The organism is Bacillus sp. 22446, from assembly GCF_052044955.1.
Classification (GTDB): Bacteria; Bacillota; Bacilli; order Bacillales; family Bacillaceae; genus Bacillus; species Bacillus altitudinis.
The window spans coordinates 84950-103167 of record NZ_JBQEOD010000009.1 but is presented as its reverse complement, the minus strand read 5'-3'; the positions used below and the strand labels follow the sequence as shown (position 1 = coordinate 103167).

Genomic DNA, 18218 nt, shown 5'->3' with positions numbered 1-18218 from the left:
GTGAGACGCCACTTTTTTTAAGAAATCGTGTATGATGTCAGTAAAGACTGAACAATCAAGAGGTGATGAGAGATGGACAAAGAAATGGTAATCGACCTCGTCACAGAACAAATGGCACGAATTCGAAAAGAAAAAGACTATACGCAGGACCGTATGGCTGAGGTGCTTGGTCTATCCAAGCGGCATTTGCAGCAGGTAGAAAAGAATCGTCTTCGCCTCAACTGGACGCAATCTGCGGCCGTATGTGCATTATTCAGGGATAGTGACATTTTAAAAGGGACACTTGGGGATGATCCGCTTGAGATTCTGGAAGTCGTCGCCCACGATGAATTGCATTTATCTGTTGAACGTACGATTGGCGGAAAGGTTTGGTGGCGGACGTCTGTGAAAAAAGGTACGTTTCGTCTCCAGCAAAATGTACTAAGCCAGCATTACCGCATCTTAGATGATGAGAATTATCGCTATTATAGTTCCTTTAATAAAGAAGAAGCGAAGCGGCGGTTAGAGGAATTAAGTGAGCTGTCGTAAGCAGAAAAAGAGAGGTACCTCTATGACAGGGACCTCTCTTTTTTGTGTTGTTTATACTTTCAGAGTGTTTTTCGCCCGAATAAAGGCAACAAGCTGTTTAATTTCTTCATCTGTTAGTGGAACGCCGTCTACATGGATGGTTCCTTCTTTTGCTTCCGTGAGTTCAACTTTGATATCAGAGATTTTGCGTTGTATCTCTGGCTCGTCCGTTCTACCAAGTAAAAAATCAATGGACGTATCATACAAATCAGCCAGCAGTTTCACTGCTTCAAGCGAAGGTCGTCGGTACCCAGATTCGTAACCGGCATAGGTGCTTTTGGCGATACCTAGGCGATCTGCCGTATGCTGGAGAGACCATTTTTTCTTTTTTCTTAGGGTGGTTAAACGATCGAGTATCATACATGAACGCTCCTTTATATACAACAACAGTATATCATATTTTGACAAAGAGTGTACGCGTTATGCGTAATAATTTCTTGATTAATTCGCGTTATGTGACTATAATGGCAATGAAGGTACGCGTAAAGCGTATATTATAGAATAGCACAAGCTGGCTTATAATATGTGTGACAAACGAAGTAATTTTACTGAAAGAGGTGGACCTGTTGAAGAAATTATTGCTTTTAACCACTGGTGGGACGATTGCATCTGTAGAAAGTGAAAATGGTTTAGCTCCAGGTGTTAAAGCTGAGGACCTTTTAAGCTATTTAAACGAAATTAATGCAGACTACACAATGGACACAAAGTCCCTAATGAGTATAGATAGTACCAATATGCAGCCTGAATACTGGGTTGATATCGCAACAGCCATTTATGAAAATTATGATCAATATGACGGATTTGTCGTCACGCATGGTACGGACACAATGGCCTATACATCAGCAGCACTATCGTATATGCTGCAAAATCCTGATAAGCCAATTGTCATTACAGGGTCACAAATTCCAATTACGTTTAAGAAAACAGATGCGAAGAAAAACATTACAGATGCGATTCGTTTTGCATGTGACGGTGTTGGCGGCGTGTATGTCGTGTTTGATGGCAGAGTCATTCAAGGAACTCGCGCAATCAAACTAAGAACGAAAAGCTACGATGCATTTGAAAGTATTAACTACCCATATATTGCATCGATTGAAAATCATCAAATTGAATACAATAGCAAAGTAAAAAGATCATCAATGAAACCGCTTAAATTAGATGCATCCTTGAACACAGACGTTTGTTTATTAAAACTGCATCCAGGACTGAAGCCTGAGTTTTTAGATTCAATCAAAGGTTTGTACAAAGGAGTCGTTATTGAAAGCTACGGCAGCGGCGGAATTCCTTTCGAAGGAAGAAACCTTTTAGAAAAAATCAACGAATTGCTGGAAGAAGGCATTTCTGTTGTGATCACCACTCAGTGTCTCGAAGAAGGAGAAGACATGAGTGTGTATGAAGTAGGACGTAAAATCAATCAAGAACTGGTTGCTCGTTCAAGAAACATGAACACAGAAGCCATCGTGCCAAAGCTCATGTGGGCATTAGGTAAAACAACAGATCCACGAGAAGTGAAAAAGATTATGGAAACGCCAATCGCAGAAGATTTAGTGATTTAACTATTCTATAGAAAGCAGGTCATACGAGATGGTTCAAGCAACTTATCGTTACGAGAAGGATTTTCTAGGTGAAAAAGAAATTCCCGCAGACGTGTATTATGGTGTTCAAACGCTTCGTGCAAAAGAGAATTTCCCGATTACAGGATATCGCATGCATGAGGAACTCATTCGAGCATTTGCCATTGTCAAAAAAGCAGCAGCTCAAGCCAACATGGAAGTCGGACGTTTATATGAAGGAATTGGAAATGCGATCGTTCAAGCTTCAGATGAAGTCATTGAAGGCAAATTCCATGAATATTTCATCGTAGACCCGATTCAAGGCGGCGCAGGAACGTCTATGAATATGAATGCCAATGAGGTCATTGGAAACAGAGCCCTCGAGATCATGGGACATCAAAAGGGCGAATACATTCATTTAAGTCCAAACACACATGTGAACATGTCACAATCGACAAATGATTCGTTCCCAACGGCGATCCATATTGCAGTGCTCAAGCAGTTAGACATTTTACTTGAGACGATGCAGGCCATGCATGACGTATTTCAAAAGAAAGCAAAAGAATTCGATCATGTGATCAAAATGGGGCGTACTCATTTACAAGATGCTGTTCCGATCCGTTTAGGACAAGAGTTTGAAGCATACAGCCGTGTGCTCAGCCGTGATATTAAACGAATCAACCAATCAAAACAGCATTTATATGAAGTGAATATGGGTGCGACCGCTGTTGGGACAGGCCTCAATGCAGATCCTCGCTACATTGAAATCGTAGTGAAAAAGCTTGCTGATATTTCTGGACTGCCATTAGTAGGCGCAGAGCACCTCGTAGATGCGACGCAAAATACAGATGCATACACAGAAGTATCTGCTGCCTTAAAAGTATGCATGATGAACATGTCTAAAATTGCGAATGACCTTCGCTTAATGGCATCTGGCCCACGTGCAGGTCTTGCTGAGATTGCATTGCCAGCCCGTCAGCCGGGATCATCCATTATGCCTGGGAAAGTCAATCCAGTCATGGCAGAGCTCATTAACCAAATCGCATTCCAGGTCATTGGGAACGACCACACCATCTGTCTTGCTTCTGAAGCAGGCCAGCTTGAGTTAAATGTGATGGAGCCTGTTCTGGTCTTTAACTTGCTTCAATCTATTAGTATAATGAATAACGGATTCCGCTCATTCACAGATCATTGTTTAGCGGACATCGAAGCAAATGAAAAACGTTTGAAAGAATATGTCGAAAAAAGTGCAGGTGTCATTACTGCGGTAAACCCTCACTTAGGCTATGAAGCCGCGGCTAGAATCGCAAGGGAAGCCATTTTAACAGGACAATCAATCAGAGATCTTTGCCTGCAAAATGATGTGTTAACAGAAGAAGAACTTGATATTATTTTGAATCCTTACGAGATGACAAAGCCTGGTATTGCGGGTGCAGAGCTCCTAGAGCGATAATAATATCAAAAATTTTATTTTATTAATATGTGGAATTGCCTGTGAAATAGAGAAAAACAGGCAATTCACTTTCTTTCGAATTGACACACTTTTTTCACAATATTTTGAAAACGCTTAACGCACGCACAAAGGGAGGAAACAAAATGAAAACACCACGTCTACCGTCTATTTTAGAAGTCGTGTCTGTACTTGGCTTATTTTTAGCAATTGTTTTATCATTCACTCTTTACTTCAAATTAGATATTCAGCTAGCATTGTTCATCTCATGGTTTATGGTTATTGCTTTAGGAATTCGTTTAGGGCATTCGTACAAAGACCTTCAAAATGCGATCACAAAAGGGATATCGAATGGATTAGAGGCTGTTTTAATCTTAATTGCAGTAGGTGCACTTGTTGGTACATGGATTGCTGGCGGTGTTGTACCCACGTTAATTTATTACGGACTGGAATTTATTCATCCTAATATCTTCTTATTAGCTACACTGATTATCTGTTCTATTATGTCTGTTGCTACTGGTACGTCTTGGGGTACAGTTGGAACGGCAGGTATTGCGATGATTGCGATTGGTGAAGGATTGGGTATCCCATTACCGATCGTAGCTGGGGCTGTTTTATCTGGCGCTTATTTTGGTGATAAATTATCTCCTCTATCTGATAGTACTGTGCTCGCTTCCTCTCTTTCAAAAGTGGACGTGCTGGCGCATGTAAGAGCCATGATGGTTTTATCCATACCGGCCTTTGTTATTACGGCTATTATGTTTACAATTACTGGATTTATGTATGGCGGAAGAAATATTGATCAAGATAAAGTAGAGTTTTTGAAACAAGCATTGCAGGATACATTCACGATTAATATTTGGATGATCATTCCGGCAGTCATTGTTGTCCTATTACTTGTATTGAAAAAACCGTCAATGCCTGTTATCGCAATTGGTGCACTGCTTGGGGCAGTCTGGGCGATGGCATTCCAAGGAATGAACCCAGCTGATGCGCTTGGTACAGCTTATAACGGCTTCTCTATTAATTCAGATGTAGATTTCTTAAATACACTGTTGAACCGTGGCGGTATTGTCAATATGTTAGGATCTCTAGTGGTCATTATTCTTGGACTTGGTTTTGGTGGAGTTCTTGAATACTTAGGCGTGTTAAAAGTGATCGTCGCAACATTCGAGAAAAAATTGCACAATGCAGGAAATGTGACACTGTCTACACTTGTAGTAGCATTCTTCGCGAATATCTTTGGTTGTGCAATGTATGTCTCATTAATTCTTACACCAAAAATCATGGAAAAAAGCTATGACAAATTAAAATTAGACAGACGTGTGTTATCTAGAAACTCTGAGGTTGGTGGAACACTTACGTCTGGTATGGTTCCATGGTCAGATAACGGAATTTACATGGCAGGGATTCTAGGCGTCTCGACATTCTCTTATTTACCATTTATGTGGCTGAGCTTTGTTGCCATTGGTCTTGCCATCATCTACGGATATACAGGGAAATTCATTTGGTACGTGAAAAATCAACAAGACTCAGAAGAATCGGCATCATAAGCCACTGCAAAAGCCGCCCCTCCCCCGGGCGGCTTTTGTTTGTCCTAGGACCGTAAGACTATGTGTGTTTCCAGAAGGGTGGTTGTGTATTTTGACCCCCTATAAAAGAGGGCTTAAGGTGTGGTATGAAGCAGATTGAAAGCATATTTATACCATAAAAAGGGCACAAATCCCTATTCAAACATGAGTCTTTGAACCTTATAATAACAATATTGGAAAAAATGCGATTCACCATTACGCTCGTTTAGAGGGACTCTAAGCAGCGTTTTTATTTTTGACAGGAGGAGGAACCCATATGAGCTTATCGGATATGCTGTCTGCCCTTAACGGTGGCATTTCAAATAAAAAGGCAGAGATCGAAGAGAAAATTGCTCGACTCAAAAAGGCAAAAAGTAAGATTGAACGTGAACAAGATGCCGCAGAAACAGACCTAAAACAAATCAAGCAGCCAAAGCTTGGGGCCTCTTGGAAAGGTGAGCGGAGCCAAGATTTCAAATCAGAACGAAATGAAGCGCATGATGCGCTGCAAACGATCGTAAGCGATAAATATCCACGCTACGTGAGCCGAATCGAATTCAAAATCAGTACACTAGAAGCAGAGCAGGCTGCCTTATCCTTTGCCAGCTCTTTAGCTGGAGATGCCGCACGTTTGGCTGAAAAAGGAGAAGACGCAGTAGAAGACGCAAAACGCTTGATCTCAAAAGCATGGAGCAGCTTGTAAGCGAGCTTCATGCTGAACCAATCTGGAGGATATCATAATGGGACAAATTAAGTTAAACTACCAAACAGTGATGGATAAACTAGATGAAGTCTCCCAAGCAGTTGAAGCTTTAACAATGAAAAAAGCAGCAGATAAAGCTGGTGAAAACAGCCTTGAATTTGTAACCAAATGGACGGCACGTGAAGCAGAGGTGGGCGAAATGGTCTCAAGCTTTAAAGAAGCCTTAATCAAAAACGTTCAGGATACACGTTCAAATGTGAAGACGCTAAAAGAACAGGATGAAGCGATTGCGGCAAAATCATAAGCCCCAATCGTTTTATTGATAGCGTAGCTGAGTACGATGTAAAATATAGTCGTAAAGACTCATATATAATTCGGGATTTATGACCTTAGATTATTCCGTTTTTCTTCCAAACACCATGTTAAAAGGACACCTTTTCCCTATTTAAGCCTAAGGCTTTTCACCTTATACTATACTTAATGAAAGCGAACGGTAGAAATGTCAGGACTGGAAAAAGCAGATGATCTGCCCGGTTTCAAAAACGCTGACGCCGTGCTTTCTTATGAGGTCTAATAGAGGTGGATGACATGAGTTTATCCGAGATGCTGCACCATCTGCATATGGGGATTGAAAACAAACGTGCAGAATTTGACGAAATGATCTCTCGGTTAAAGACAGCCAAAAGTAATATTCGAACAGAACAAGATCTTGCGCAGTCTGACATAAAGGAAATCAAGAAGCCTGCTCTAGATTCGTCATGGAAAGGTGAGAGAGGAACGGACTTTCACCGTCATCGGAAAGAAGCCTATCACGTGCTGCACGACATTGTGAACAATGAGTATGAAACCTATATTACGGAGATAGACCAAAAAATTATGCACTTTGAGTTAAAAAAAATGGAACTCGCTGTCGCTAGTAATTTTGCAGGAAGAGCCCAAGATGTGATGGAAAAAGGCGAGGATTTTGCAAAGGATGTCAAACATTTAATTGAACGGGGCTGGAAAGCTCTTTAATAAAATAAACGAAACAGCCGGCTGAACAAGCGGCTGTTTTTTTTGGTTTAGTCACATCCGCCGCTACCACCTGAATCACCACCGCAGGAGGCATCAGAAGCGTGATGTGTATACGAATCAGTATAGTTACTGGTTGTTGAACTGTGATGTGCAGAATGCTTAGAAGATGAGCGCTTATCTTTTGGTGTAAACATGTGGGCGGCAATGGCGCCTAAAGAAGCTAGTATGATGATGATAACAAACATGATGTTTCCCTCCTCTTGTTTCATATTCATACGTTTGAGCCATAACAAAGTTCCCGGTCGGAAAGAAAAACTGGGCAAAGAGTTCTATTTTCGTTTATGATGATAGGCAAAAGTAATTGACCAAGGGAGGGGAGTCTATGTTATCTCTACGTCAGGAGGAGCTGTTGAGGCGGTTAATGCAGGCAGAGCAGGAGCTGACAGGTGAAGAAATTGCACGCCTGATAGGCGTCACATCACGAACAGTTCGAACAGATATGAAAGCGCTTAAATCAATATTAGAAGCACATGGGGCAACACTTCATATGAAACGTGGAGCAGGGTATACATTGACTGTCGAAGATTATGGAGCATTTCGTACTTTTTTGAAAAACTCAATGAGAGAAAGAAATGAAAAAAAGAATCAAGTTATTCCAAATCAGCCGGAGGATCGTATCTCTTATTTATTGAGAAGGCTTTTATTGTCCGAAGACTATATGAAATTAGATGAATTGGCCGAGGAATTATTTGTGAGTGAATCTACTGTGAAAAATGACCTGAAAGCAGTCAAGCATCTATTTTCTTTACATGGACTTTCTGTTGCACACCGACCTAAATATGGACTGAGGCTGACTGGAGATGAAATGAAATTAAGGTATTGTCTAGCTGAGCATGTGTTTCAGCAGGAGCATCCGAATCCTGCCCTTTTACCTGAAGAAACGTATCAATTGATTCAAGATATGGTGCGTTCACGTACAAAGGCAAGCGGCCTTCATGTGTCAGAGATCGGTTTAAGCAACTTAGTGACACATATCGCCATTGCGTGCAAACGAATTGAAGAGAAAAAATTGGTCATGATGCCGGAAGGAGAACTCAAAGACATTCAAACACAGCCCGCTTTTCAAGTGGCGAGGCAAATGGCAGAAGATATGCGTCACGTACTCGGTATAGATTTTCCATTATCTGAAATGGCCTATATTGCGATTCATTTAATGGGGGCAAAAATGATGGCGTATGGAGAAATGGGCCACACGCTATTTCACATGCTTGATGAAGAGCATTTCCGTTTAACTCACCAACTACTTGGTTATGTCGAAGAGCACATGTCACTTGATATTCAGACAGACAAGGAATTGATTGTGGGACTAAGTCTTCACCTGAGATCAGCGATTCATCGGTTCCGATATGATATGAACATCCGTAACCCCTATTTATCAGACATAAAAAGGCATTATCCGATTGCCTTTGAAGCAGGTGTCTATATGGGAAGATGGCTGAAGGAAAAAGAGAATGTAGAGATTCATGAAGATGAAATCGGATATTTGGCGCTGCATATTGGTGCTGCCATAGAGCGGACAAAAACTCAGACTGTGAGGAAAAAATGCTTGATTGTGTGCGCAACGGGTGTCGCGAGCAGTCAGCTTCTTCTCCATAAGCTGAAGGCCGCCTTTAGCGAAAGGCTAGAGATTGCTGGAACTGCAAGTGTCAGTGACCTTTTGTCGTATGACTTGAGAAGTATCGATTTCATTATTAGTACCATCCCTCTTCAGAACACACTACCCGTGCCAGTGATTGATGTACATACGATCCTCAGTGAAGATGATATGTCGAGGCTGAAACGATTTGTGCAGGGGTCACAAGAAATGGGGGTCTTGCGATATATCAGTCCGAAGATGACTTTTTTTCAGCAAGATCTACAAACAAGGGAAGAGGTTCTTCAATTTTTCGTGACTGTATTGCAGGAACAAAACCGAATCCCGGATGATTTTGAACAGCTATTGTTGGAAAGAGAGGAAGTGTCGCCTACGTCGTTCGGTCATTTGGTCGCGATCCCTCACCCAATCAAACCGGCAACAGATGATACGTTTTGTGCGATCTGTACGTTGAGGAAACCAGTGCTGTGGGGCGACGATCGGGTACAGGTCGTCTGTTTGTTAAGTATACAGAAGACGTATCAGAAAGAATTGCAGTCACTTTATCAATTTCTTGTGCGTTTGACAGAGCAGAAGGAAGTGGTGGAGCAAATCATCAAAGCTGCTTCATTTGAAGAACTGACGGCGGCGCTGCACGTGTTGGAACAGCCAGATGAAAAAAAAGGACACCCATTTCCGCATCTGTGAGGAAAAAGATTGGATGTTAATGAAAGCGCTTTTAAAATAACATCAAAAAGGAGGATGATCACGAGTTTTTGTAAAGGGGGAGACGGATCATGAGCTTTAAAGAGAGAGCGGCCGACGTCATGGGACATGTCGCTTATCGTATTACAAATCAGAAATATATTATGGCGATTAAGCAAGCATTTGTCACATTAATGCCAATTATCATTACGGGGGCATTTGCTGTACTGGTCGCAAATATGATCATGAGCCCGGAAACGGGGCTTGCCCATTTTGAGATATTCAGGTTTTTAGCAGAGCTTCAGCCAATTATGAAGGCAATCAATTATGCCACGCTGAACTTTTTAACGATCGGGGCTGTGTTCCTTATCGGGATTGAGCTCGGGAAAATCAATGGACACAAATCATTGTTCCCAGGATTAATGGCATTGATTTCATTTATATCCGTTATTCCGACGACACTTCTTCTTGAAGTCGATGGATCAATGCGTGAGGTTGTCGATGTGTTGGCGAGGCAATTCTCCGATCCAAAAAGCTTATTTTTGGGTATGATCATTGCCATCGTCTCTGTAGAGATCTTTTGTAAGCTTACCGAGGTGAAGTGGCTGCAAATTAAGATGCCAGATTCTGTTCCATCAAATGTGGCGACATCTTTTTCTTCACTTTTCCCATCAATTATTACGATTACAATCATTAGTTCATTCGGATTTGCGTTTCACCGTCTGACAGGCATTTATTTGCATGAAGCGGTGTATAACGTCGTGCAGCGTCCGCTTGAAAGTGTTGTGCAGGGACTGCCTGGTATTTTAACGTTAATGTTTGTGGCTCAATTTTTCTGGGTGATCGGTATTCATGGCAACCAAATGATTAAACCGATTCGCGAGCCGCTCTTATTAGGATCAATTGCAGTGAATATGACAGCATTTCAAGAGGGTAAAGAGATTCCAAATATTATCACGATGCCATTTTGGGATGTGTATATGAGCATTGGTGGTTCGGGTGTGACGATTGGTCTGTTGATTGCCATTTTTATAGCAGGAAGAAGGGAAGAGATGCGGAGCATTGCCAAGCTTTCATCAGGACCTGGACTGTTTAACATCAATGAACCAGTTATTTTCGGATTACCTGTCATGCTGAACCCTGTGATGGCGATTCCGTTTATCGTTACACCACTCGTGACAGGTACGATTGGTTATATCGCAACCGCTACAGGTTTTGCGGGGAAAGCGGTGGTGATGGTGCCGTGGACGACACCTCCGATTGTGAATGCTTGGCTGTCTACCGCTGGCAGTATGGGGGCTGTCATCACACAGCTCATCTGTATTGTTGTCGCTGTTTTCATCTATTTACCTTTTGTCCTCTTATCCAACCGGAAGCCAGAAGCAGCACCTGATTCAGAATAGAAGGAGGGCTCATGAATGAACATGCAATTTAGATGGTATGGCAAAGAAGATCCTGTCTCCCTTTCATATATTCGGCAAATTCCCGGCATGAAAGGGATTGTCAGTGCAGTCTATGATGTGCCGGCTGGTGATCTGTGGCCGGAGGAAAGTATTGCTCATTTAAAAGCGGAAATCGAACGTCACGATCTTGCTTTTGAATGGGAGCGATTGTGAACGTATTGTTTAAGGAAGGATTTGCTGGCTATGTCCGGCCAGATCATGGACGAATGATCTTTGGTGAGACGGGCAGACCAGGCTATGGATTATACGACCGAGCACTTGGAGCTATGTATTTACAAGGGATGTGGGAAGGACTTCAAATTCACACGAAGAAAGGTCAGGTGGCAACATGAACAAAATCGACATACCCAATGACTTTATTCTAGGTGCTGCGGCTTCTGCTTGGCAGACGGAGGGGTGGAAAGGGAAGAAACCGCATCAGGATTCGTATATAGACCTTTGGTATAAGGAGGGGTATCACGTATGGCACGAAGGATACGGACCAGCAGGAGCAACGAATTTTTACGAGCGCTATCCTGAAGATGTCGCCCTTATGAAGGAAATTGGGTTATCTCATTACCGGACATCGATCAATTGGTCGAGGTTTCTCATCGATTACGAGAATGGAATTGTAGATGAGACCTATGCTCGTTATATTGATGATTTCATCAATGAATTACTTGAAGCAGGTGTAGAGCCGATGTTTTGCTTAGAGCATTATGAGCTTCCTGCCGTTTTGCTTGAAAAGTACGGCGGCTGGTCATCTAAACATGTTGTCGATCTGTTTGTTCTCTATGCAGAAAAGGTGTTTGAACGCTATGGAGACCGGGTCAAACATTGGTTTACCTTTAATGAACCGATTGTTGTTCAGACTCGTGTGTATCTAGATGCTATTCGTTATCCTTTCGAGCAAAATACGAAGAAATGGATGCAGTGGAACTATCATAAAGCCTTGGCGACATCAAAAGTGGTGAAGCTTTTTCAGGAAATGGGCTTGAAGGAATCAGCCGGTGCAAAAATCGGGGTCATTCTCAATCCAGAAGTGACGTATGCGAGATCGACTGCTCCGCATGATCAAGAAGCTGCCCGCATGTATGATTTGTTTTTTAATCGCGTGTTTTTAGATCCCTCCATTAAAGGCGAGTATCCAGAAGAACTGCTTGATGTATTGAAAAAGCATGACATTCTTTTCGATGCAACGGAAGAAGAGCTTCAGATCATTAAAGATCATACAGTCGATGTGGTCGGTCTTAATTTATACTATCCGCATCGCGTTAAGGCACCTAGCAAGGCTTGGAACGAAAACACACCGTTTCATCCATCTTATTATTACGATCTATTTGAGCTCCCAGGGAGAAAAATGAATCCATTCAGAGGCTGGGAAATCTATCCGAATATCGTCTATGATATGGGCATGAGAATAAAAGAAGAATACGGCAATATCGAGTGGTTTGTGGCTGAAAACGGTATGGGGGTCGAGCAGGAAGAGCGGTTTAAAAACGAAGACGGCATCATTGATGATCAGTACCGAATTTCATTTATCAGCCAGCATTTGAAAAAAGCCCTTCAAGCGAAAAAAGAAGGTTCAAACTGTAAGGGATATATGCTCTGGGCTTTTACGGATAATGTCTCGCCGATGAATGCATTCAAGAATCGCTACGGATTAGTAGAGATCCAGCTGGAGAATGAACGGAATCGTCAGATGAAAGCGTCAGGGTACTGGTACAAGACATTAATCCAAACGAGGAAATTAAGGGATGAACCAGATGTCATTTATCAATAGGAGTGATGGGATATGAAGCGAATCATTCTCGCTTGTGCAGCAGGAATGTCGACGTCGATTGTGGTATCTAAAATGAAGGCAGCCGCAGAAGGAAAAGGGCTGGATTATGAAATTTATGCGATACCTGAAGGGGCCATTGCGGACGAATTAGAAGAGCATGGGGACGATGTAAAGGTCATTTTGCTAGGACCGCAAGTTAGCTTTATGAGAAAGGCAGCAGAAAAAACAGCGGCACCTTATCATATACCTGTCGATGTGATAAATGTAAGATTATATGGAACAGCGAATGGAGAAAAAATACTAGAACATGCACTGAAACTAGCAAATGAATCTTGAGCAATCGGAGGAGAAGCAGATGACGGTATTAGAGGAAATGCAGGGAGCAGCCTTTCAAATCATTGCCCATGCAGGTGAGGCACGAAGCCATTATGTAGAAGCCATTCGTCTAGCAAGAGCGGATGACTTTGAAGCAGCGCAGCAGTTGATTGAAAAAGGGGAGGAAGCGTTTCGAAGCATCCATGACCTGCACTTGTCGCTGATACAAAAAGAGGCGGCAGGGGAACAGCTTCCCTTTTCTTTACTGCTCATACATGCAGAAGACCAAATGCTCACAACAGAGACCATCCATCTGCTTGCCATTGAAATGATCGAAATGTGTAAAAAAATGAATACCCTGTCAAAATAGATATCAGTTATTAACCAATTTCTGTTATAATCATTCGGTAGATAAAGAGAAAGCAGGATTGGTGAATGAAAAAAACATGTATGTGGCTTGCAGTTGGTCTAGTCATGCTGCTCATTTCGGGCTGTATGGGTACGAAACAGCAAACAGAAGGAAACCAGCAAGCCATCAAAGAGGTAAAGGGTCAAGTACAAACGAAAGAAACAACAGAAACGCACCAAATTGAAGCGGCAGAGATAGACAAACAAAACTGGATTCAGCAAAAGGAACCCGTTGCACTTCCAATCTTGATGTATCACAGTATTTCCAGCGGTAATTCGTTACGTGTGCCAAAAAGCGAATTTGCGGCTCATATGAAATGGCTGAAAGACAACGGCTATGTCACGCTGTCGCCGAAAGAGGCATATCAAGTTCTCGCGACCAATTCGACACCAAGTGAAAAGTATGTTCTTATCACATTTGACGATGGATATACGGATAACTACACAAAGGCATTTCCGATTTTAAAGGAATATGGAATGAAAGCCACGATTTTTATGATCGAGCAGTCCATCGGCCGCCCGCATCATTTAACCGATGCCCAAATGGATGATATGGTGGCGCATGGTATTTCAATAGAGAGTCACACCATTCATCATTTAGAGCTCAATCGTTTATCACAGAAGCAGCAGGAAGAAGAATTAAAAGGATCGAAGGTATTCTTTGACCAGCGGTTTTCTCAACAAACGGTCATGGTCAGCTATCCGGTCGGTCGCTATAACGAAGACACGCTGAAGCTGGCGAAGGAAGCAGGATATGAAATGGCTGTAACCACTGAACCAGGACATGCGAAAAAGGAACAAGGCATGATGTCCTTACACCGCCTGCGCATTTCACCGGGACTTTCACCCGAAAGCTTTGGCAGGCTGATAGAGGGAAATTGATCAATATTAGATCACAGATGTTTCACATGAAACATTTTACGACACGTTTCGTGGAGATGATTTGTGGATCGACAACATCATAGGGCTTGAGTACACATCTAGATATATTCTTCAGACGTGATCGTCACACATAATGTTTTTTTAATGATGTGAAAAGGGAGAGAGCAAAGATGTCAAATTTTCTTGGAATTGATCATGTCCAGTTAGCTGCCCCAAAGGGGAGTGAAGAGAAGGCACGTTTGTTTTTTGGGGAGATTCTAGGAATGAAGGAAATACCTAAGCCTGTTCACCTAGCAAAACGTGGTGGTGTTTGGTTTCAGTGTGGCAATCAACAGCTTCACATTGGCATTGAAGATCAGTTTCAAGCAGCGAAAAAAGCTCATCCAGCTTTTCAAGTAAAAAAATTATCAAATGTAAAAGAGACATTAATGAAACATCATATTCTTATAAAGGAAGATCAGCCGTTAGATGGAGCCATCAGGTTTTATGTAGATGATCCATTTGGAAATCGAATTGAATTTTTAGAGAGACTGTAGAAAATAAATCTTGTGAGAACCAATAAGGATGTCGAGAAAATCTCGACATCCTTATTTTATGAAAGTATGTTATTGATAAACAGGATAACCCGTTATCTTTATATCTTTTCCGAGTGGTTCAAGATTGAGTTGATCGAGTTCAATTGCATCACTCATGAGGCGTATGCCTTCGCCTCCGAAAAAAGAAGGAGAGAGTCGTCCGCCAATGAGCTTAGGTGCCATGTAGATGACGAGTTTATCGACAAGCTGCTGCTCCAAAAATGAGGCATTGATTTGTCCGCCGCCTTCAATCATCAGGGAGGAGACATTTCTTTCTCCGAGCACTTGAAGTACTTCTTGTAAGGGCACCCGGATATCGCTATCCGTCATGATGACACTGACGCCAGCTGCTTCTAAAGCGGCTCGTTTTTCTTCATCGGCTTGTTTTGTTGTGAAAATCCATGTTGGTGCCATCTGATCTGTGACCACCTTTGCTGTCAGCGGGATAGACAGCTTAGAGTCTAAGACAATTCGAATTGGATGATGACCGTTTGGAATCCGTGCTGTTAATGAAGGATCGTCGTGAATGACGGTTTGCGCACCGACTAAGATCGCATCGTTGATACTGCGAATGTGATGTGCATCATAACGGGACGTTTCTGATGTAATCCACTTGCTGTCAGACGTAGCAGATGCAATTTTTCCGTCTAACGTAATGCCTGCTTTGAGTGTCACGAAAGGCGTTTTTTTCGTAATAAAGTGGTTGAACACTTCATTCATGAGAATGGATTCTTGCTCCATGACGCCTGTGATGACTTGAATGCCTGCATCTTGTAAAATGGCAATCCCACGCCCGGCAACAAGCGGGTTCGGATCCAGTGCAGCAACGACGACTTTTTCTACGCCAGCTTTCACAAGTGCTTCAGCGCATGGGCCTGTGCGGCCATGGTGGGAACAAGGCTCTAGTGTCACATAGATCGTGGCACCTTTTGCCTTGTCTCCAGCCATTTTAAGTGCATGAATTTCTGCATGTGGTTCGCCGGCCTTCATATGCGCCCCGACCCCAACAATTTCATTTTCTCGCACAATCACAGCCCCGACGAGCGGATTGGGAGATGTCTGACCTTTCATTGCTTCGGCATTTTCAAGGGCTAGTTTCATATATCGCTCATGATGTGGCAATCGTACGCACCTCTTGATCCGCCTTCATATGACCTGAGCGGTTAATTTTTGTCTGCAAGTATTTCTCATTGAACTCAGAGACATCACCCCAAAGTGGAATCCGTCCAGAAAGAGAAAGGCCTGCATGACTGATAGCATCCGTCTTTTTCGGATTATTGGTAATAAGTCTGACTGGCTTTGTACGCAATGTTTGAAGAACAGCAATCGCTTCTTCATATTGACGTGTATCATCTTCAAAGCCTAGTGCTTCGTTTGCTTCTACTGTATCGTAGCCGTTTTCTTGCAAGATGTAGGCCATAGCTTTACTGAAAAGACCGATCCCGCGTCCTTCATGGTTGGCTAAATAAAACAGTGCGCCTGCTCCATTGTCCTCAATCATTCGCATAGACTGTTTCAATTGGAACCCGCAATCGCAGCGTTTGCTTCCGAAAATATCGCCGGTGTGGCAGATGGAATGCATGCGGATCAGCGCTTCATCAGCATGTTCGAAATCTCCGTAAACAAGGACACTTGATTGCTGATGATCTGCAAGTTCACGGGAGGAAAGGCTTTCGATTAAAGCTTCATCTGATAATGGTTCTTTCCCGTCATCTTTTAACCATGAATACCAGTTAAACATGACCGTTCTACCGTCTAAATTCACTGGCAGTTTAATAGGTCCAGTGATATATATAAATCCGTCTTCTTGCTGTACTCGTTTGATTTTATCTTTTAAAATGGCTGTTTTAACCTCTGTGTGTTTGTCCATATTCTGCACCTTCTTTTTTGTCTGTTTCTTCAATCTGTAAACGAACGAGAACGCCAAATGGATCAATAAATTCGTTACTTTTTCCTGTCGTGTTCATGTGAACGCCTGCTTTTGTCAGACGTTCGACGACGGATGTTCTATCGCTTTCTTTTGGGAAAACCAGTGTATAGCTTCTAATTCCTGAAAAACGTGGATCAATGGCTCCTTTTCTCCCGCGTCCCCATGCATTAAAGGCAAGGTGATGATGATAGACGCCACCAGCAACGAATAAGCTGGCTGGGGGAGCCATTCGGATATGGAAACCGAGCGTGTTCACATAAAAGGAATCGGCTTCTTCTGGGTTGAGATGGAAATGCAAGTGTCCCATGACTGTACCAGCCGGGAGTCCATCCCAGGTGGAATCAGCGGCTTCTTGCAGGAGACCATCTCCATCAAGCGGAGCATTTCCGCCACCTTTCAGCTCTCCATGCTCACCTACCCATATGTCCTGAGGACGATCAGCATAAATCTCAACGCCGATGCCATCTGGATCACTTAAATAAATGGCTTCACTGAAAAAGTGATCGCTCGCTCCAATTAAAGGATAGCCTTTTTTGATCACATGCGCCAGCCATGTGCCCAGGTTTTTTCTGGTAGGTAATAAAACCGCAAAATGATAAAGTCCTGGCTCATGATCCGGCTTCTCTTTCAGCTGCACATCTTCTTTCAGCACAAGGATTGGTTCCTTTGCGTTGCTGCCAAGCGTGACAGTAGAATCCGTCTGTTCTAATAAAGTAAAACCTAAAATGTCTGTATAAAAAGGCAAAGAACGCTCAAAGCTGGACACATGTAATTCTGTTACACCTAATCTTACCTGCTCTATTGTATTCAAAGCTCGGTCATCTCCTTCATGTTATATGCATCTGCATGTTCAATGGTTTATTGAAAATTGATAAAAATGATTACCTTGTTACTTTTAGTAACTAAACTATATAATAGTTAGTGACTTATTTCAAGTAATTAATTATGTTATAATGAAAAAAAGTAGAGAAAAGCAGGAGGGAGTAAAGTATGGCTCAAGTAGATGGCTGCCCAATTACAGATGCCATGGAGATTTTAGGGAAGAAGTGGGTGATTCTCATCATCAATCAGCTTTTGACAGGGCCAAAACGTTTTTGTCAGCTAGAAAATGAAATGAACATCAGCGGACGGTTATTATCAGAAAGGCTGAAAGATTTAGAAGCTGAAGGTCTTGTTGAGAAAAAAGTATATCCCGACATTCCCGTGCGGATTGAATATGAACTAACAGAACAAGGAAAGAAAATTGAACCAGTCATACGGGAAATGTATGCTTGGTCTTTAGAGCGAAAAAATAGTGAAAAGGGTGAACATGTCCCTTCTTAATCGATTTCGATCAGTGCCCCTGATCGATTTTTTTTTGTGATTTTCCAGAAATCTAAGTCAATAGTATGAAAAATGATGTTGACAATAAATTCATTCATCATATAATATCAAGGAGAAGAGGGTTCTTTTCCCTGTAATGGAATGGGGAGGTTATGCCATGGTATCATGAATGGGACAGATTACCTAAACCGTGTATCACTACATCATGTAGCAGCAGACATCTTTGACTTGTCGAAAGCAAAGATTTATTTTTTAAACTCAATTGATAATGATTATCATAATCATTTATGAGTGTGATTCATACGCTGATAAAGGTTATTTTTTTTATTATCTATTGAGAATAATTATCAATATCAATTAGGAG

Annotated in this window: 20 protein-coding genes and 2 pseudogenes; 17 read left to right on the top strand and 5 right to left on the bottom strand. The window is 42.2% G+C overall.

Annotated features, from left to right (window positions below; genetic code table 11):
• The first annotated feature begins 72 nt into the window (after positions 1-72).
• The gene (locus ACTJJD_RS15845) at positions 73-528 is read left to right on the top strand and encodes a helix-turn-helix domain-containing protein (RefSeq protein ID WP_017368337.1); all 456 of its coding nucleotides are present in this window, start codon (positions 73-75) and stop codon (positions 526-528) included.
• Between the two features lie 51 nt (positions 529-579).
• Here ACTJJD_RS15845 and ACTJJD_RS15840 read toward each other — a convergent pair whose 3' ends face one another.
• On the bottom strand, positions 580-927 hold the full coding sequence (locus ACTJJD_RS15840) for a helix-turn-helix domain-containing protein (protein WP_008345648.1): 348 nt from the start codon (positions 925-927) through the stop codon (positions 580-582).
• Positions 928-1133: 206 nt separating this feature from the next.
• On the opposite strand from ACTJJD_RS15840, the gene ACTJJD_RS15835 reads away from it, so the two are divergent.
• The 6 genes from ACTJJD_RS15835 to ACTJJD_RS15810 all read left to right on the top strand — a co-directional run bounded on the left by ACTJJD_RS15835 (position 1134) and on the right by ACTJJD_RS15810 (position 6858).
• The gene (locus ACTJJD_RS15835) at positions 1134-2123 is read left to right on the top strand and encodes an asparaginase (protein ID WP_017358664.1); all 990 of its coding nucleotides are present in this window, start codon (positions 1134-1136) and stop codon (positions 2121-2123) included.
• A gap of 28 nt (positions 2124-2151) precedes the next feature.
• Positions 2152-3573, top strand: coding sequence for an aspartate ammonia-lyase (gene aspA, locus ACTJJD_RS15830; protein ID WP_017368335.1), 1422 nt, complete (start codon positions 2152-2154; stop codon positions 3571-3573).
• Positions 3574-3716: 143 nt separating this feature from the next.
• A complete protein-coding gene (nhaC, locus tag ACTJJD_RS15825; protein WP_017358666.1) occupies positions 3717-5123 on the top strand; it encodes a Na+/H+ antiporter NhaC in 1407 nt (468 codons plus the stop codon).
• Positions 5124-5418: 295 nt separating this feature from the next.
• Positions 5419-5844 (top strand): YwqH-like family protein, encoded by a 426-nt coding sequence (locus ACTJJD_RS15820; protein ID WP_017358667.1) that lies wholly within the window; start codon positions 5419-5421, stop codon positions 5842-5844.
• 37 nt (positions 5845-5881) lie between these two features.
• Complete coding sequence (locus ACTJJD_RS15815; protein ID WP_008345634.1) at positions 5882-6148, top strand: YwqI/YxiC family protein; 267 nt, start codon at positions 5882-5884, stop codon at positions 6146-6148.
• Positions 6149-6432: 284 nt separating this feature from the next.
• Positions 6433-6858, top strand: coding sequence for a YwqH-like family protein (locus ACTJJD_RS15810; RefSeq protein ID WP_007497950.1), 426 nt, complete (start codon positions 6433-6435; stop codon positions 6856-6858).
• Positions 6859-6905: 47 nt separating this feature from the next.
• On the opposite strand, the gene ACTJJD_RS15805 is transcribed toward ACTJJD_RS15810, so the two are convergent.
• Positions 6906-7103, bottom strand: coding sequence for a hypothetical protein (locus tag ACTJJD_RS15805; RefSeq protein ID WP_039963061.1), 198 nt, complete (start codon positions 7101-7103; stop codon positions 6906-6908).
• A gap of 137 nt (positions 7104-7240) precedes the next feature.
• Here ACTJJD_RS15805 and ACTJJD_RS15800 point away from each other — a divergent pair, with 137 nt between their 5' ends.
• From ACTJJD_RS15800 to ACTJJD_RS15760, 9 genes and pseudogenes are all read left to right on the top strand, one after another.
• Positions 7241-9199: a BglG family transcription antiterminator gene (locus ACTJJD_RS15800; protein ID WP_440608628.1), complete on the top strand. Its 1959-nt coding sequence runs from the start codon at positions 7241-7243 to the stop codon at positions 9197-9199.
• A gap of 89 nt (positions 9200-9288) precedes the next feature.
• Positions 9289-10599 carry a PTS sugar transporter subunit IIC gene (locus ACTJJD_RS15795; RefSeq protein WP_007497945.1) on the top strand — a complete coding sequence of 437 codons (1311 nt, stop codon included), beginning with the start codon at positions 9289-9291 and terminating at the stop codon, positions 10597-10599.
• A gap of 15 nt (positions 10600-10614) precedes the next feature.
• Positions 10615-10776 (top strand): annotated as a pseudogene (locus ACTJJD_RS15790) (mannonate dehydratase); the annotation flags it as partial.
• A 29-nt stretch (positions 10777-10805) separates the two neighbouring features.
• Positions 10806-10991, top strand: a pseudogene (locus ACTJJD_RS15785) (mannonate dehydratase); the annotation flags it as partial.
• On the top strand, positions 10988-12421 hold the full coding sequence (locus ACTJJD_RS15780) for a glycoside hydrolase family 1 protein (protein WP_440608627.1): 1434 nt from the start codon (positions 10988-10990) through the stop codon (positions 12419-12421). The pseudogene ACTJJD_RS15785 and the gene ACTJJD_RS15780, both read left to right, overlap by 4 nt.
• A 12-nt stretch (positions 12422-12433) precedes the next feature.
• Positions 12434-12757, top strand: coding sequence for a PTS sugar transporter subunit IIB (locus tag ACTJJD_RS15775; RefSeq protein WP_007497939.1), 324 nt, complete (start codon positions 12434-12436; stop codon positions 12755-12757).
• A gap of 19 nt (positions 12758-12776) precedes the next feature.
• Entirely contained in the window at positions 12777-13106 is a 330-nt protein-coding gene (locus ACTJJD_RS15770; protein WP_008345614.1) for a PTS lactose/cellobiose transporter subunit IIA, read from the top strand.
• 65 nt (positions 13107-13171) lie between these two features.
• A complete protein-coding gene (locus tag ACTJJD_RS15765; RefSeq protein WP_017368329.1) occupies positions 13172-14026 on the top strand; it encodes a polysaccharide deacetylase family protein in 855 nt (284 codons plus the stop codon).
• A gap of 170 nt (positions 14027-14196) precedes the next feature.
• On the top strand, positions 14197-14562 hold the full coding sequence (locus ACTJJD_RS15760; RefSeq protein ID WP_017368328.1) for a VOC family protein: 366 nt from the start codon (positions 14197-14199) through the stop codon (positions 14560-14562).
• Between the two features lie 69 nt (positions 14563-14631).
• On the opposite strand, the gene ribD is transcribed toward ACTJJD_RS15760, so the two are convergent.
• From ribD to ACTJJD_RS15745, 3 genes are read right to left on the bottom strand one after another with little or no spacing between them, the layout of a single operon-like run.
• Positions 14632-15723 (bottom strand): bifunctional diaminohydroxyphosphoribosylaminopyrimidine deaminase/5-amino-6-(5-phosphoribosylamino)uracil reductase RibD, encoded by a 1092-nt coding sequence (ribD, locus tag ACTJJD_RS15755; RefSeq protein ID WP_144739682.1) that lies wholly within the window; start codon positions 15721-15723, stop codon positions 14632-14634.
• Positions 15710-16471, bottom strand: a complete 762-nt coding sequence (locus tag ACTJJD_RS15750; protein ID WP_008345606.1) for a GTP cyclohydrolase II — start codon at positions 16469-16471, stop codon at positions 15710-15712. The genes ribD and ACTJJD_RS15750 overlap by 14 nt, the downstream gene beginning before the upstream one ends.
• Positions 16449-17342 carry a VOC family protein gene (locus ACTJJD_RS15745; protein WP_057078870.1) on the bottom strand — a complete coding sequence of 298 codons (894 nt, stop codon included), beginning with the start codon at positions 17340-17342 and terminating at the stop codon, positions 16449-16451. The genes ACTJJD_RS15750 and ACTJJD_RS15745 overlap by 23 nt, the downstream gene beginning before the upstream one ends.
• Positions 17343-17521: 179 nt before the next feature.
• On the opposite strand from ACTJJD_RS15745, the gene ACTJJD_RS15740 reads away from it, so the two are divergent.
• Positions 17522-17854, top strand: coding sequence for a winged helix-turn-helix transcriptional regulator (locus ACTJJD_RS15740; RefSeq protein ID WP_007497926.1), 333 nt, complete (start codon positions 17522-17524; stop codon positions 17852-17854).
• The last annotated feature ends 364 nt before the right edge of the window (positions 17855-18218 follow it).

Coding starts and splice junctions, on each gene's coding strand:
- ACTJJD_RS15750 (WP_008345606.1), bottom strand. CDS start 16,471: ATGGACAAACACACAGAGGTTAAAACAGCCATTTTAAAAGATAAAATC.
- ACTJJD_RS15815 (WP_008345634.1), top strand. CDS start 5,882: ATGGGACAAATTAAGTTAAACTACCAAACAGTGATGGATAAACTAGAT.
- ACTJJD_RS15740 (WP_007497926.1), top strand. CDS start 17,522: ATGGCTCAAGTAGATGGCTGCCCAATTACAGATGCCATGGAGATTTTA.
- ACTJJD_RS15775 (WP_007497939.1), top strand. CDS start 12,434: ATGAAGCGAATCATTCTCGCTTGTGCAGCAGGAATGTCGACGTCGATT.
- aspA (WP_017368335.1), top strand. CDS start 2,152: ATGGTTCAAGCAACTTATCGTTACGAGAAGGATTTTCTAGGTGAAAAA.
- ACTJJD_RS15805 (WP_039963061.1), bottom strand. CDS start 7,103: ATGTTTGTTATCATCATCATACTAGCTTCTTTAGGCGCCATTGCCGCC.
- ACTJJD_RS15840 (WP_008345648.1), bottom strand. CDS start 927: ATGATACTCGATCGTTTAACCACCCTAAGAAAAAAGAAAAAATGGTCT.
- ACTJJD_RS15795 (WP_007497945.1), top strand. CDS start 9,289: ATGAGCTTTAAAGAGAGAGCGGCCGACGTCATGGGACATGTCGCTTAT.
- ACTJJD_RS15765 (WP_017368329.1), top strand. CDS start 13,172: ATGAAAAAAACATGTATGTGGCTTGCAGTTGGTCTAGTCATGCTGCTC.
- ACTJJD_RS15780 (WP_440608627.1), top strand. CDS start 10,988: ATGAACAAAATCGACATACCCAATGACTTTATTCTAGGTGCTGCGGCT.
- ACTJJD_RS15800 (WP_440608628.1), top strand. CDS start 7,241: ATGTTATCTCTACGTCAGGAGGAGCTGTTGAGGCGGTTAATGCAGGCA.
- ACTJJD_RS15760 (WP_017368328.1), top strand. CDS start 14,197: ATGTCAAATTTTCTTGGAATTGATCATGTCCAGTTAGCTGCCCCAAAG.
- ACTJJD_RS15810 (WP_007497950.1), top strand. CDS start 6,433: ATGAGTTTATCCGAGATGCTGCACCATCTGCATATGGGGATTGAAAAC.
- ACTJJD_RS15820 (WP_017358667.1), top strand. CDS start 5,419: ATGAGCTTATCGGATATGCTGTCTGCCCTTAACGGTGGCATTTCAAAT.
- ACTJJD_RS15770 (WP_008345614.1), top strand. CDS start 12,777: ATGACGGTATTAGAGGAAATGCAGGGAGCAGCCTTTCAAATCATTGCC.
- ACTJJD_RS15845 (WP_017368337.1), top strand. CDS start 73: ATGGACAAAGAAATGGTAATCGACCTCGTCACAGAACAAATGGCACGA.
- nhaC (WP_017358666.1), top strand. CDS start 3,717: ATGAAAACACCACGTCTACCGTCTATTTTAGAAGTCGTGTCTGTACTT.